12 protein-coding genes are annotated in these 15,018 nt (G+C 57.1%); 5 read left to right on the forward strand and 7 right to left on the reverse strand.

Features of this window, described 5'->3' with window-relative positions:
* Positions 1 to 5 precede the first annotated feature (5 nt).
* From RGV06_RS18305 to RGV06_RS18330, 6 genes are all read right to left on the reverse strand, one after another.
* Positions 6 to 1,016: an ABC transporter permease subunit gene (locus RGV06_RS18305; protein ID WP_322150785.1), complete on the reverse strand. Its 1,011-nt coding sequence runs from the start codon at positions 1,014 to 1,016 to the stop codon at positions 6 to 8.
* Between the two features lie 75 nt (positions 1,017 to 1,091).
* Positions 1,092 to 2,687: an ABC transporter substrate-binding protein gene (locus tag RGV06_RS18310; RefSeq protein WP_198822908.1), complete on the reverse strand. Its 1,596-nt coding sequence runs from the start codon at positions 2,685 to 2,687 to the stop codon at positions 1,092 to 1,094.
* Positions 2,688 to 2,775: 88 nt separating this feature from the next.
* Entirely contained in the window at positions 2,776 to 4,140 is a 1,365-nt protein-coding gene (locus RGV06_RS18315; protein WP_046809755.1) for an OprD family porin, read from the reverse strand.
* A gap of 256 nt (positions 4,141 to 4,396) precedes the next feature.
* A complete protein-coding gene (locus tag RGV06_RS18320; RefSeq protein WP_019823888.1) occupies positions 4,397 to 5,995 on the reverse strand; it encodes an ABC transporter substrate-binding protein in 1,599 nt (532 codons plus the stop codon).
* A 299-nt stretch (positions 5,996 to 6,294) separates the two neighbouring features.
* The gene (locus RGV06_RS18325; RefSeq protein WP_048351165.1) at positions 6,295 to 7,920 is read right to left on the reverse strand and encodes an ABC transporter substrate-binding protein; all 1,626 of its coding nucleotides are present in this window, start codon (positions 7,918 to 7,920) and stop codon (positions 6,295 to 6,297) included.
* Between the two features lie 416 nt (positions 7,921 to 8,336).
* On the reverse strand, positions 8,337 to 9,053 hold the full coding sequence (locus RGV06_RS18330; RefSeq protein WP_019823885.1) for an SIMPL domain-containing protein: 717 nt from the start codon (positions 9,051 to 9,053) through the stop codon (positions 8,337 to 8,339).
* Positions 9,054 to 9,381: 328 nt separating this feature from the next.
* On the opposite strand from RGV06_RS18330, the gene RGV06_RS18335 reads away from it, so the two are divergent.
* The 5 genes from RGV06_RS18335 to RGV06_RS18355 all read left to right on the forward strand — a co-directional run bounded on the left by RGV06_RS18335 (position 9,382) and on the right by RGV06_RS18355 (position 12,811).
* On the forward strand, positions 9,382 to 10,644 hold the full coding sequence (locus RGV06_RS18335) for an ATP-binding protein (protein WP_019823884.1): 1,263 nt from the start codon (positions 9,382 to 9,384) through the stop codon (positions 10,642 to 10,644).
* A complete protein-coding gene (locus tag RGV06_RS18340) occupies positions 10,637 to 11,197 on the forward strand; it encodes a response regulator transcription factor (protein WP_019823883.1) in 561 nt (186 codons plus the stop codon). The genes RGV06_RS18335 and RGV06_RS18340 overlap by 8 nt, the downstream gene beginning before the upstream one ends.
* Positions 11,198 to 11,297: 100 nt before the next feature.
* A complete protein-coding gene (locus RGV06_RS18345; protein WP_046809753.1) occupies positions 11,298 to 11,792 on the forward strand; it encodes a hypothetical protein in 495 nt (164 codons plus the stop codon).
* 50 nt (positions 11,793 to 11,842) lie between these two features.
* Positions 11,843 to 12,130, forward strand: coding sequence for a PA4642 family protein (locus tag RGV06_RS18350; RefSeq protein ID WP_019823879.1), 288 nt, complete (start codon positions 11,843 to 11,845; stop codon positions 12,128 to 12,130).
* Between the two features lie 240 nt (positions 12,131 to 12,370).
* Positions 12,371 to 12,811, forward strand: coding sequence for a hypothetical protein (locus RGV06_RS18355; RefSeq protein WP_019823877.1), 441 nt, complete (start codon positions 12,371 to 12,373; stop codon positions 12,809 to 12,811).
* Positions 12,812 to 12,897: 86 nt separating this feature from the next.
* Here RGV06_RS18355 and mqo read toward each other — a convergent pair whose 3' ends face one another.
* Positions 12,898 to 14,406 carry a malate dehydrogenase (quinone) gene (mqo, locus tag RGV06_RS18360; RefSeq protein ID WP_019823875.1) on the reverse strand — a complete coding sequence of 503 codons (1,509 nt, stop codon included), beginning with the start codon at positions 14,404 to 14,406 and terminating at the stop codon, positions 12,898 to 12,900.
* Between the last annotated feature and the right edge of the window lie 612 nt (positions 14,407 to 15,018).

A 15,018-nucleotide genomic window follows, 5' to 3' on the forward strand; every position in this document is an offset into this window, starting at 1 on the left:
GGATCTCAGCGCTGGTGACGGATGCGTGGGTTGGCAAAGCCGTAGAGGATGTCCACTACGAAGTTGACCAGAATCACCAGGCAGGCGATTAGCAGGATGCCGTTTTGCACCACGGGATAGTCCCGGGCACCGATGGCTTCGATCAGCCATTTACCGATACCGGGCCACGAGAAGATGGTTTCGGTCAGCACGGCACCGGCCAGCAGGGTACCGACTTGCAGGCCGACCACGGTCAGTACCGGGATCAGGGCGTTGCGCAGGCCGTGCACGAACACCACGCGAGCCGGGGACAGGCCTTTGGCGCGGGCGGTGCGGATGTAGTCTTCGCGCAGCACTTCGAGCATCGATGAACGGGTCATCCGCGCGATTACAGCCAGCGGGATGGTGCCCAGCACAATGGCCGGCAGAATCATGTGGTGCAGTGCATCCCAGAAAGCTTCGGGCTGGTCGCTGAGCAGGGTGTCGATCAGCATGAAGCCGGTCTTGGGCTCTATGTCGTACAAGAGATCGATACGTCCGGACACGGGCGTCCACCCCAGGCCTACGGAGAAGAACATGATCAGGATCAGGCCCCACCAGAAGATCGGCATCGAATAACCCGCCAGGGAGATACCCATCACCCCATGATCAAACAATGAGCCTCGCTTGAGTGCTGCGATAACCCCGGCCAGCAACCCAAGGATACCGGCGAACAGTAACGCAGCGGCGGCCAGCTCCAGAGTGGCGGGGAACAGTGCGGCGAACTCGGTCCACACGCTTTCGCGGGTGCGCAATGACTCGCCAAGATCACCATGGGCGAGCTTGGTGACGTAGTCGATGTACTGCTCATAAAGGGGCTTGTTCAGACCCAGGCGCTCCATGGCCTGAGCGTGCATTTCAGGGTCTACCCGACGCTCACCCATCATGACTTCGACCGGGTCACCCGGGATCATGCGAATGAGTGCAAAGGTGAGCAAGGTGATGCCGAAGAAGGTGGGTATCAACAACCCTACTCGGCGGGCAATAAAACTAAACATCGTGTGGTGTTCCTTATCAGCCGGTTAGGCAAGTCCGCCAGGGTTCAGGTAAACCCTGGCGGGTTTTTTATTGTTCTACTTCACCTGGGTTGTGGCGAAGTTGTTGTTGGTCAGTGGACTCAGCGTATAGCCCTCGACATTTTTGCGCATCGCAGTAAACAGCATAGGATGGGTCACGTTTATCCAGGGTTGATCCTGATTAAAAATCAGCTGTGCCTGTTGATAGAGTTCTGCGCGTTGTGAGGGTTCAGTGATGCTGCGCGCCCGGGTGATCAAGGCTTCGAAATCCTTGTTGCACCAGCGTGCATAGTTTTCGCCGTTCTTGGCCGCCTCGCAGCTGAGCAGCGGGGTCAGGAAGTTATCCGGATCCCCGTTATCGCCCCCCCATCCGGTAGAGACCAGATCATGCTCGCCACTTTTGGCGCGCTTGAGCATTTCGCCCCATTCCATGACCCGGATATCCAGTTTTAGGCCGATCTTCTGCAGGTCCGACTGCAGCAACTGCGCGCCCAGCATCGGGTTGGGGTTGCTCGGGCCGCCACCGTTACGGGTAAACAGAGTCAGCACGGTGCCCTCGGGCACACCGGCTTCCTTGAGCAGCGCCCGCGCCTTGTCCAGGTCCCGGGGCGGGTTCTGGATGCGGGTGTTGTAGCCAAGCATGGTGGGCGGGTACGGGTTGATCGCTATCAGCGCATTGCCTTCGCCGTGCACGGTGTTGAGGTACGTCTGCTTGTCGAAGGCCATGTCGATGGCTTTGCGCACGCGTACATCGCCCAGGTACTTGTGGCTGGAGTTGATGGCGATATAGCTGGTCATGAGGGCCGCCAGTTCATCGACCTTGAGGTTAGGGTCTTTGCGGATGTTTTTGACGTCATCGGGTTTGGGGTACAGCGCGATCTGGCATTCGTTGGCCTTGAGTTTTTGCAGGCGTACGTTGCTGTCGGTGGTGATGGCGAAAATCAGCGCATCGCTCGGTGGCTTGCCGCGGAAGTAGTCCGGATTGGCCTTGAAGCGTACCTGGGCATCTTTGTTGTAGCGCACGAAGATAAACGGGCCGGTGCCGATGGGCTTGTTGTTCAGGTCTGCTGTTTTGCCTGACTTGAGCAACTGGTCGGCGTACTCAGCGGAGTAGATGGACGTGAAGGGCATCGCCACGTCACGCAAGAACGGCGCTTCAGGGTGGTTGAGGGTGATTTTTACCGTCAGATCGTCAATTTTCTCGACGCTTTTGAGCAGGTCTTTGAAGCCCATGCTTTCAAAGTAGGGATAACCGACCAGCGAAAGTGCGTGCCACGGGTGATTCGGGTCCAGCTGGCGCTGAAAACTCCAGACCACATCGTCGGCATTCAGGGTTCGCGTCGGTTTGAAATAATCGGTGGTGTGAAACTTAACGCCGGGGCGCAGGTAAAAGGTGTATTCAAGCCCGTCGGGGCTGATGTCCCAGCGTTCCGCCAGGGCTGGCTCCACATCCGTCGTGCCGGGTGCAAAGTCGGCCAGGCGGTTGAGTATGGTTTCAGCCGATGCATCGGCGGTGACGGCAGTGGTGAATTGGGCGATGTCGAACCCTTCAGGGCTGGCTTCAGTGCAGACCACCAGGTTCTTGGCGCACACACTGACCGTTGTGCTCAGCAGCGCCACGGCCAGGGCGGTGCGTAGTGGAAGTCTTTTCATATCAACCCTCTCCAGAATGGGGTAAGCCTGCGTAACGACTACGGCTGATTCGTCGAATCAGCCGCGATCTTTGGGTGTGTTATGGGCGTTACAGAATGTTGAATGGAATGGTGGTCACCAGGCGGAACTCGTTGATGTTGCCGTCAGACTGGTTTTTGCTGGCACGGTGCGTGGTGTAAGTGGCGCGAATCGCGGTGGCTTTCAGTGGGCCGCTCTGAACTGCATACGACGTGCCAATGCTGTATTCGGAGTGATCTTCGCCGTCCATGTTCTTCACGTCGTAAGCGGTGCCTTTGTAATTGGTACCGTCAATGTCCCAGCCACGAGCGTGGTAAGCGTTGAACTTCAGGCCCGGAATACCGTACTGCGCCATGTTGATGCTGTAGGCCAGTTGCAGCGACTTTTCGTTCGGGCCGTTGAAGTCCGAGAGCAGGGAGTTGGCCAGGTAGATACCGTTGGTTTCGTGCAGGTAATCGAAGTATTCGTCGCCGCTGACTTGCTGATACGACAGTGTCACGGTATGAGCCAGATGACTCAGGCCGAAGGCCAGGCTGAAGGTGTCGTTGTTGATGTTGCCCAGGGCCTTGCTGCCGGTGTCGAGGGTCTTGTAGTAGTTGAAGTTGGTGTTCAGGCCGAGCGTGGCGTTGTCGCCCATGTCGTGCACTGCACCGAAGTAGTACTGGTTCCAGAAGTCTTCAACGTGGGTCGCGTAAAGCGTGGTTTTCAGGCTTTTAAACGGCTGGTAGTTGAGGCCTGCAACGCTGGCGCGATCGGTTTCGACGCCGGTGGCGCCGTACTCGCTGCGGAACTTGCTCAGGCTTGCTTCTGTACGTGGGGATACGCGGTCAAAGGAGCCTGCATCGAAGGACAAGTTGTTGAACTCTTCGCTGTGCAAGCCCACCCCTTGAAAGCTTGAAGGCAGTGCACGGTTACCGATCACATCGATGGTCGGGCTGCTGAAGTTCTGTCGGCCTACGGTCAGCGTGGTGTTGGAGATGCGGGCGCTGAGATTGGCCAGGCCCAGCTTGCTCCACTGGCCGACCGCATCGCCATCGCTGTGGGTCAGGGTCCGGTTGTTGGGACCGGCAATGTCCTTGGCGTCACGGTCCAGTGCCACGGCGTTGTAAGCCGCTACCTGGGTGCTGAAACCGACAGTGCCTTCGGTGAAGCCCGAGGTGTAGTTGAGGATCGTGCCCTGTACCCAGTTGATCCGGCGCGGGGTGGATTCACGGGTGCCGTGGTTGTTGTAGCTGAAGCGATCATCGCGACGCTTGAGTTCATTGGCGTACCAGTTGCGGGTAGTGCCGCCCAGCGTCTGCTCTTCGACAAAACCCTTGGTTTCGCTTTGAGCGCTGGTTGCCTTCAGTTCGGTAGGCATGAACTCATCGGCATTGGCCATCGCGGCGAGGCTGCTGATGGACAAGGCTAGTAACGTGCTGCTGGTGACTTTCATGGTTGGGGCTCCTTTGGTTTCTTTTTTATTGCCGGTCTTTATTTGTTTTGACTCGGCTGTTGTGAAACGTCTTAAAGCATTGCAAACGTTTGCTTGGTACACGATTGGCGAAGCTAGAGCGGGCCACCGGTTAAGTGACCTGCTGATGCAACGGTGTTGTTTGTGGACTCTGGTGTGGGAGCGAGCCTGCTCGCGATGCTCTTGAAAACTTCGCGAGCAGGCTCGCTCCCACAGTGGCACTGTTCTATTGGTGTGTTTAGTCGTTGAGGCTGACGCCCGAGAAGGCGTTGCGCCCGAAGGGGCTGACCGTGAATCCTTCGACCTTGGCACTCAGTGGCTGGTTGACCGTGGAGTGCGCAATGGGAGTGATCGGCACCTGTTGCTTGAGCAACTGCTGGGCCTGTTTGTAGAGCACGGTGCGTTGATCGCGGTCGGTCACGATCTTGGCGTTCTTGACCAGCGTGTCGTACTCCTTGTTACACCACATGGAGTAGTTGTTACCGCCAATCGCGTCGCAGCTGTAGAGCGTGCCGAGCCAGTTGTCCGGGTCACCGTTGTCGCCAGTCCAGCCAATCAGGCTGATGTCATGCTCACCGTTTTTGGTGCGCTTGATGTACTCGCCCCATTCATAGCTGACGATCTTGACCTTGAGCCCGATCTTGGCCCAGTCCGACTGAAGCATCTCGGCCATGAGCTTGGCGTTCGGGTTGTAAGGGCGCTGTACGGGCATGGCCCACAGGGTGATTTCAGTGCCGTCCTTGACCCCGGCTGCCTTGAGCAGTTCTTTGGCTTTTTCGGGATTGTAGGCGGTGTCGGTGATGGTCTCGTCGTAGGACCACTGCGTTGGCGGCATGGCGTTGACCGCTTTCTGGCCAGCGCCCTGATAGACGGCCTTGAGGATCTCGTCCTTGTTGACGGCCATGTCCAGCGCCTGGCGAACCTGCAACTGATCAAGCGGTTTGTGCTGCACGTTGTAGGCGATATAGCCGAGGTTGAAGCCTGGCTTTTCGATGACCTGCAATTTCGGGTCGGCCTTGAGGCCGGCAACGTCGGCAGGCCGCGGGTTCAGCGAGACCTGGCACTCGTTTTTACGCAGCTTTTGCATGCGCGCCGAGGCGTCGACGCTGATTGAGAAGATCAGGTTGTCGAGCTTGACCTGGCTTGGGTCCCAGTAGTCCTTGTTGGCGGCGTAACGGATGTTGGAGTCTTTTTGATAGCGCTGGAACACGTATGGGCCGGTGCCGACGGGTTTCTGGTTGATATCGCTGGGCTTGCCGGTCTTGAGCAACTGATCGGCGTACTCGGCCGACAGGATGGCGGCGAAGCTCATGGCCAGGTTTTGAATAAAGGCGGCGTCGACCGAGTTGAGTTTCATGACCACGGTCTGCGGGTCGGTTTTTTCGACGCTGGCGATGTTCTTGTCCAGGCTCATCCCGGTGAAATACGGGAATTCGGTCGGGTAGGCCTTACGGAACGGGTGGTCGGGGTTGAGCATGCGGTTGAAGGTGAAGAGCACGTCATCGGCGTTGAAGTTGCGGGTCGGGGTGAACCATTTGGTGGTGTGGAACTTCACATCGTCGCGCAGGTGGAACGTCCAGGTCAGGCCGTCTTCAGACACATCCCAGCTTTTTGCCAGTGCCGGGCCTGCGGCGGTGCCGCCTTTTTCGAATTCGGCGAGGCGGTTGTAAATGGGTTCGGCCGCGTCGTTATCGGTAGCTGTGGTGTACTGCGCGGTATCAAAACCGGCCGGGCTGCCTTCGGAGCAAAACACCAGGCTGTTGGCAGCGTTTGCGATCGGGCTGCCGGCAAGTACGCCGGCGCTGAGTAACACAGATAAAACCAGAGGGTTGCGCATGGCGTTCCCTATCCTTTTCTTGTTTTTGAGTCCTGAGCGCGTGCCCTGGGTAAAGGCGTGCGGTTCAGGGCGTCGATTTCATCAGCTACGATGCCGCACCCGGCGCAATAGACTGTTTGGATGACGACGTTATGGCGTCGGTCCACAGCAGTAAATGCGTCAGGCCTGACAAACTTGTAGGAATTGTCTTGGCGTCCTATAGCCTCTGATGTAGTCAGAAGTGGCTTTAGGCTGTAGGTGATTTCCACCGTCCTGGTAGATGAGTGAATGCGGCCTTGTAGCCGCATTCACCGGTCCTTTTATTTGCCGACGCTGACCCCGTAGAAGGAGTTCAGGCCAAACGGGCTGATCTTGAAGTCCTCTACGTTCTTGCGCATGGGTTGATACACCGTCGAGTGTGCGATGGGTGTCATCGGAACCTGGCTTTTGAGTCGCTGCTGCGCCTGTTGATACAGTTTTGTGCGCTCAGCAACATCGGTGGTGGCCTTGGCGGCCTTCACCAGCTTGTCGAACTCGGGGTCACACCACTTGGAGAAGTTGTTGCCTTCCAGTGAGTCGCAGCCGAACAGGGTGCCGAGCCAGTTGTCCGGGTCACCGTTGTCGCCGCTCCAGCCAATCAGCATCGCGCCGTTCTCACCGCCCTTGGAGCGCTTGATGTACTCGCCCCATTCGTAGCTCATGATCTTGGCCTTGAGGCCGATCTTGCTCCAGTCCGACTGGAGCATTTCAGCCATCAGCTTGGCATTGGGGTTGTACGGGCGCTGAACCGGCATGGCCCACAGGGTGATTTCGGTGCCTTCCTTGATCCCTGCTTCCTTGAGCAGTTCCTTGGCTTTTACCGGGTCGAACGGTGCGTCCTTGATGCTGGTGTCATAGGACCATTGGGTCGGCGGCATGGCGCCAACGGCCAGCTGGCCTGCGCCCTGATACACCGAGTCGATGATTTGCTGCTTGTTGACCGACATGTCCATTGCCTGACGGACCTTGAGCTGGGCCATCGGGTTGGGTTCGTTGCTGCCCTTGATCTTGTCCATCACGTTGTAGGCGATGTAACCCAGGTTGAAGCCTGCCTGGTGGGGCATCTTCAGGTTCGGGTCTTCGCCAAGGGCCTTGAGGTCAGCCGGGCGCGGGAAGAGGGTGACCTGGCACTCGTTCTTCTTGAGCTTCTGGATGCGCACCGACGGGTCGGTGGTGATGGCGAAGATCAGGTTGTCGATCTTGACGTCTTCAGGCTTCCAGTAGTCCTTGTTGCCGGTGTAACGGATGTTTGAGTCTTTCTGGTAGCTCTTGAATACAAACGGTCCGGTGCCGATCGGCTTCTGGTTGATATCGGCAGGCTTGCCTTCCTTGAGCAGTTTGTCGGCGTACTCGGCCGACTGGATGGAGGCGAAGCTCATGGCCAGGTTCTGGATAAACGCGGCATCGACCGTGTTCAGAGTGAAGCGAACGGTCTTGTCATCGATCTTTTCCACCTTGGCGATGTTTTTATCCATGCCCATGTCGGTGAAATAAGGGAATTCGGTGGGGTAGGCCTTACGGAACGGCTGGTTGATGTCGAGCATGCGGTTGAAGGTGAAGAGCACGTCGTCGGCATTGAAGTCGCGGGTTGGCTTGAAGTACGGCGTGGTGTGGAACTTGACGCCATCACGCAGATGGAAGGTCCACGTCAGGTTGTCGGGCGAGACATCCCAGCTGGTTGCCAGGCCCGGCTCAACCTTGGTGCCGCCACGTTCAAACTGGCTCAGGCGGTTGAACATGGTTTCGGCCGACGCATCGAAGTCAGTACCGGTGGTGTACTGGCCCGGGTCAAAACCCGCTGGGCTGCCTTCAGAACAGAACACCAGGTTGGTCGCTGCGTGGGCGAAAGGTGCGCTTGCCAGCAGGCTGGCGCCTACTAAAAACGGAATGACCGCGTGTTTGAACATGGTGGCCTCATGATTTTTGTCATTTTTGGTTTGAGGGCGACCTTGTGAGTCGACCCGGCGATACTTATGCACAGCCCATACCCAATGCAATATGTGTAGGCGGCTGAAGTTTGAAAATGTGGAACGATCGTACAAGAATGTCGCTTATCTATAAGTTATGACGCATTTGATCGTTTGCGTCCGGCTTTTAGACTCATTTTCTTACGTGCTTTGGAGCCTTAAGCGTTGCGCATGCACTGTTTTGGTACAGCGTTGTTACTTATCTAGACTCTCGCCTTGGAAAGATGTAAGCCGGTGCTGACAGCGTCTGTAGGCCTATGCCTTTTAATATTAGGACCGTCTGTAGGTGTTTTCCGAAGGGCATAAAAAAACCCCTGAAGCCTCAAGGCTTCAGGGGTTTGTAGGACGTTTAAGGCTTATTGCATCTGTACTTCAATCACGCCATCGGCGCTCATGCTGACTTCGCTGGTGCCGGCTTCGACTTCTGGCGTTGGTGCAGAGTCCATCGCAGGCGCTGCGGCTTTCATCATCATCTCGCTACGCATGTAAGGCTGCGGGTAACCATTGGTGTTGAGGTTCAGGTTGACGATTTTGTAACCCTTGCCGCCCAGTGCGTCGGTGGCCATTTGAGCGCGAGCCTTGAACGCGTCTACGGCATCCTTGAGGAGCGCGTCTTCGCTGGTTTTACGAGTGGCTTTGGCGACGGTGAATTGCATGCTGCCCATTTTCAGGGTTTGCATCAGATCACCGGTGAGCTTGGACAATGCAGCGAAATCGGTGCTTTCCAGGCGCAATTCGGCGCGCTCGCGCCAGCCGGTGATCTTCTGGGTTTTATTGTCGTAAATCGGGTAGCTGTTGCGGTTGCCTTGACGCAAGGTCACTTCCTTGACGGACTTGGCCTGGCCGATGGCCTTGTTCATGGAGGTGGTGATTTCTGCGGCCAGCTTGGCGGCATCAGTGTTTTGCGCTTCGGTGTACAGCGTCACGATCATCAAGTCGCGGGGGACTTCCTGGCTCGCTTCGGCGCGTAGGGAAATCTGGTTGTAATGAATGTCTTCGGCCAGAGCGGGCAGGCTGGCCAGTGCACCGATGCTCAGGGTCAAAAGGGCCGCGGTGCGTTGAATGTTGGACATGGAAGCTCCTTGAATGAGGACAATAATGGCTATATGACTCTAATTAGCGGCCATCAGTTCGCCCGATTACATTTTCGATACATTTGGCGGCTACTTCTTTGTCCACTGTGGGAGCGGGCTTGCTCGCGAAGCAGGCACCAGTGTCTGTCAGCCAGACCGCATCGAAGCCATCGCGAGCAAGCCCGCTCCCACACAGTTTGCCCAGATGCAGGCCATTAGCCGCTTTTTCACAAAAAACACTGTGGCTCTTTGCCGCACTTTTGCCTGTGGGGCCGCCCGCTTGGTTATACTCTCGGCGATCCGCCTGGAGCGCTCATCAGGAGAGCTCATGCTCGCCCCCGTTCAGTTATTGTCCGCGACTCGCCAGAACCTCTGGCGTCTTACGTTTATCCGCATGTTGGTACTGGCCGCGCAAGCAGGTTCGGTTGGCTTTGCCTACCTGTTCAACTTGCTGCCGTTGCCCTGGTTTCAGCTGAGTATCACCCTTGGGTTTTCAATGCTGTTGTGCGCGTTTACCGCGATCCGGTTGCGCACAACCTGGCCTGTGACTGAGCTTGAGTATGCGCTGCAACTGGCCTGTGACCTGTTTATCCACAGCGCCTTGTTGTACTTCTCGGGTGGCTCGGCCAATCCCTTTGTTTCGTATTACCTGGTGCCGCTGACCATCGCCGCGGTCACGTTGCCCTGGCGCTATTCGCTGGTGTTGACCGGCATCGCGCTGGCGCTCTATACCCTGTTGTTGATGCAGTTTTACCCCATAGACACCGTGCCGTTTTTCCGCGAAAAACTGCAGATCTACGGAATGTGGCTGAGTTTTGCCCTGTCAGCGGCAGTGATTACGTTTTTCGCAGCCAAGATGGGTGAAGAGCTGCGCCGTCAGGAAGAACTGCGTGCGCTGCGTCGTGAAGAAGGCCTGCGCGACCAGCAATTGCTGGCGGTGGCAACGCAAGCGGCCGGTGCGGCCCATGAGTTGGGCACGCCGTTGTCGACCATGAGTGTGCTGCTTAAAGAGATGCGCCGCGATCACCAGGACCCTGAGCTGCAGGATGATCTGAGCGTGCTCCAGGATCAGGTCAAGTTGTGCAAGGAAACCCTGCAGCAGTTGGTGCGTGCCGCTGAGGCCAATCGTCGGTTGGCGATTGAGGTCCAGGACGTCACCCAGTGGCTGGATGAAGCCTTGAATCGCTGGCACTTGATGCGCCCTGAAGCCACTTACCGCTTTCAGTGCCTGGGCCACGGCCCTGTTCCACGCCTGGCGCCGCCTCCGGACTTGACCCAGGCATTGCTCAATTTGCTCAACAATGCAGCCGATGCCTGCCCTGAAGGGCTGGAAGTCTGCCTGGACTGGGATGCAGTTGATCTGACCATCAGTATTCGTGACCACGGTCCGGGTGTACCGTTGGCCATCGCCGAGCAAATCGGCAAACCCTTTTTTACCACCAAGGGCAAAGGCTTCGGTCTGGGCCTATTCTTGAGCAAGGCCAGCGTGACCCGCGCTGGCGGCTCGGTAAAACTCTACAGTCATGAGGATGGCGGAACGCTCACAGAGCTGCGCCTGCCACGTGTCGCCCGAGGAAATGAAAATGAGTGAAGAAATTCAGGTCGAAGGCGAAGAGCTGCCGCATTTGTTGTTGGTAGATGACGACGCCACTTTTACCCGTGTAATGGCGCGTGCCATGAGCCGTCGCGGTTTTCGCGTAAGCACCGCGGGTTCTGCCGAAGAAGGGCTGATTCTGGCTCAACAGGATCTGCCCGATTATGCGGCGCTGGATCTGAAAATGGACGGTGATTCTGGCCTGGTCCTGCTGCCCAAGCTGCTTGAGCTCGATCCCGAGATGCGAGTGGTGATCCTCACCGGTTATTCGAGCATCGCCACCGCCGTCGAGGCGATCAAGCGCGGCGCCTGCAACTACCTGTGCAAGCCTGCGGATGCCGATGACGTGCTCGCCGCCTTGCTGTCCCAGCATGCCGACCTTGAAACCCTGGTGCCGGATAACCCGATGTCGGTTGACCGCTTGCAGTGGGAGCATATCCAGCGTGTGCTGGGTGAGCATGAAGGCAATATCTCGGCCACTGCCCGTGCCTTGGGCATGCACCGTCGTACCCTGCAGCGCAAATTGCAAAAGCGTCCGGTCCGGCGCTAAGCCATTTGTAGTGAATGAGGCTAGTGGGGATGTCATGCCTGGGCTGCGGGGCGTTCTGGCACCGTGCTAGAGTGCGGCACCCCGCTTTTTGGAACCCGACATGAGCCTTCTGATTCGTAGTGCTGCGTTGAGCCTGCTGCTGGCCAGCTTGCCTTTGGCGGCAGCCCCTGTTGCTACACCGCTGCTGCATGGGCAGTTTCTGCCTGCGGATGATCTGCAAGTGCGCAGCGAGGTGCCCGAGCAACAGCAATTGATGCTGGTGACATCCTATTCGGTGGTGGTGGGGAGCCAGCGTCAATCCAATCAGCAACCGATCCCGGTGACCTCGCCTTTATTGGTGCGCTTGAAAGGCAAGCCCATGAGCCAAGGTGCTACGGTGCGCCAGGTGCTGATTTCGTTTGATGGCGAAAGTAAAAGCCTGAAAAAGCCCGTGTTTGACAGTAAAACGCGGACTTTGAGCCTTTCGTATCCGCTGTCCCAATACCGCGTCGTGATTGATTTGTTGCGCAACGACACGGTCTATTGCCAGTTTTTGACCTATGCCAATGGCCATATCTGGGCCGACTTGCACACCGGTAGCGTGCGCGCACGTTGAGCCTTGGGTAAACTGCGGGCCCGTGAAGTATCAGCAGGCTGGAGCCGGACATGCGTAAAGACAAGAAGCAGTTGATTGGTGACGAGATCGGCGACGAGCAGATCAAGTTGTTCCTGGATTTCGAGCCCGTAGACGCTACCTCGCCCTCGCTGCACAAACTGATCAAAGCCTATCGTGGCCTGCGTATCGATGACTTTGGGCGCTTCCTGACGTTCTTCAAGGAAGCCGGTTTTGACCTGGATGGCAAAGACGAGCACGGCCAGACCTTTGTCGACATCATCAAGGATCAGCGCAACGCCGACGAGTACATCGAACTGATTGACCAGGCTCGCGGTTGATTAGCCTGTAGGAGCGGGCTTGCTCGTGATTCTGGCGCCTCGGTCTTCAAGTTGAACCGCGTCGATTTCATCGCAAGCTAGCTCGCTCCCATTTAAAGCACTAACCCTCTCCTGATTAAAGATTGATCCCACACCACGCATGGGTTTTGCGGCGGGGAGCTTTTGTGTGGGCGATCAATACTCAAGGCTCAACTGCTCACAAGGGCTATGGGCAGGCCGCTCAGGGAAGGGGGTCGAACAATGAATCATTTATTCACGTGTTTCAGTGCGCTGTTTTTTGCAATCGTCAGTGGCTGGGCATTGGCTGGCGATGAGGTGCTGGAGGTTGAGATCTTCAATGCCACGGCTCAGGCGATTGTTCCGGGCAAGGATTTTTCGTGGCTTGAAGCGCCCGACGCTACCGGCCATGATTTTGTAATCGAGCCGCACTCCAGCCTGGAGTTGCTGTACTACTTGCCCACGTCCCGTGGTGCGGATCTGTTCACCTATCAGCAAGGTGAGCAGGCGTGCCTGTTCGGCTTCGGCCATCTCACGCCGGGGGGTGGTAACCTCGACCGCTGGGCTCAGGCCAGGTCGATTGGGTCAGTCCCCATTAGCTGTGCCGCTGAGCTGATTGCAGTCCCCGACGACGATGAATATTCGCTCAACGGCGGCTCGCGGGTGTTATTCACCATGGGCTGATGCTGCGGGATGGAACCACAAAAAAGCCCCTCGGCCTGAAGCAGGACGAGGGGCTTTTTTTGACGCCTCAAGACGTCGGTGGTGCGTTACGCGATGCTGGTGTTGGCGCTCTGTGGCTCAACCAGTTCCAGCAACTCGGAGTTGCGGGTGCTGATTTCGCGGTACAGCTGGGCGTCGGTCTCGAGAACGTGTTCCCGTGCCGGGAAGATTTCCTTGAGTTTGGTCGCCCACTCGCCAGTGGCTTTCTGCGGGAAGCAACGCTCGATCAGGTCCAGCATGATCGAAACGGTGACCGAAGCGCCCGGAGAGGCACCCAGCAGGGCGGCCAACGAACCGTCCTTTGCCGCAACCAGTTCGGTACCGAACTGCAATACGCCGCCTTTTTTCGGGTCTTTCTTGATGATCTGAACCCGTTGACCGGCAATCTCAAGACGCCAGTCTTCGGCTTTGGCCTGCGGATAGAAACGACGCAGGGAGTCCAGGCGTTGTTCCATCGATTGGCGCACTTCGCTGACCAGGTACTTGGTCAGGTCCATGTTGTCGCGAGCAACGGCGAGCATTGGCCCGATATTACCCAGTCGGATCGACATCGGCAGGTCAAGGAACGAGCCGTGCTTGAGGAACTTGGTGGTGAAGCCGGCATAAGGTCCGAACAGCAGGGACTTTTTGCCATCGACCACACGGGTGTCCAGGTGCGGCACCGACATCGGTGGCGACCCGACTGCGGCCTGGCTGTAAACCTTGGCCTGGTGCAGCTTGACCACTTCAGGGTTGTCGCAACGCAGCCACTGGCCACTGACCGGGAAGCCGCCATAACCTTTGCTTTCTTCGATGCCCGAAGCTTGTAGCAGCGGCAAGGCCGCACCACCTGCACCCAGGAACACGAACTTGGCATCAACGTGGCGGGTATTGCCGCTGTTGGTGTCTTTGATGCTCACCGTCCAGCCGCTGCCATTGCGCTTGAGGCCCGTGACCTTTTTGCTGTACTTGATCTGGGTGTCTGCTGCGCTGGCCAAATGCTTGAGCAACTGCTGGGTCAGGGCGCCGAAGTTCACGTCAGTACCCTGCAGTACACGGGTGGCCGAGATCTGCTGGTCCGCAGGGCGGCCCGGCATCATCAAGGGCATCCACTCGGTCATTTTGGCTTTGTCTTCGGTGTATTCCATGTCTGAAAACGCATGGTGCTTGCTCAGCACTTCAAAACGTTTTTTCAGGAAGGACACGCCTTTTTCGCCTTCAACGTAGCTCAGGTGAGGTACCGGGCTGATGAAGGATTTGCACGAACCGAAAGTCCCTTTTTGTGCCAGATAGGCCCAAAACTGCTTCGACACCTCGAACTGGGCATTGATATGCACAGCTTTTTTGATGTCGATCGAACCATCAGCCGCCTGCGGCGTGTAGTTCAGCTCACAAAGGCCAGCGTGACCGGTACCTGCGTTGTTCCACGGGTTGGAACTCTCCGCAGCACCTGAGTCCATCTGCTCAACAACTTCCAGCTTGACGCCGGGGTCGAGCTCTTTGAGCAGTACGGCGAGGGTGGCACTCATGATGCCCGCTCCAACCAGTACTACGTCGACTGCTTCGTTATGCGCCATTAACGCGTCTCCAAAATCTACGGCACCAAATTGACGGCATAGCTGCCAGGTGTTCCGAGGCGGGGTTCTGATTTGCCTCGGGTCACTCATGGCCGGGATCGCCATGTCCGATTCTTCGCAATTTCTTGCAACTTTAGCGGACGCCACCAACCGGGCCTTCAAGGTTCATATGAACGCATTTCAGTACTCGGGAGGCAATTCGACTTAAGGTCTAGAGCGTCCGTTTGTGCAACCAAATCCGTAAGCGGACAGGCTTCAGTCTTGTGCTGTGGAGCCGACTTCGATCCTGCTTGGTGGGGCAATTTCAGACGCTAATGGTGCATGTTCAGACGCAAAACTTTTCATTTGCTCGCCACACTCTTGTGAAGTTGTGAAACCCGTTTTTTTTCACGCTCTCTTGAAGACGTGAACCTCAAAAAAGGGCTACCGCACGCCGGGTACCGAACCCAGTGACCGAGCGTTATGGCAGCTCTGGCAGACCCTGTAAAAAGTGGGGATACGCAATAAAACGCAAGCGCACCTGCTTCACATGGTCTGTGTGGGCGGCTCTCTGTGGGCGGTGCGGGGGAGCTAATACAAGCGCATTAGCGATGCTGCGAGGCCCGATCAGGA

The sequence above is a fragment of the Pseudomonas sp. CCI3.1 genome, from assembly GCF_034313985.1.
GTDB lineage: Bacteria > Pseudomonadota > Gammaproteobacteria > Pseudomonadales > Pseudomonadaceae > Aquipseudomonas > Aquipseudomonas psychrophila.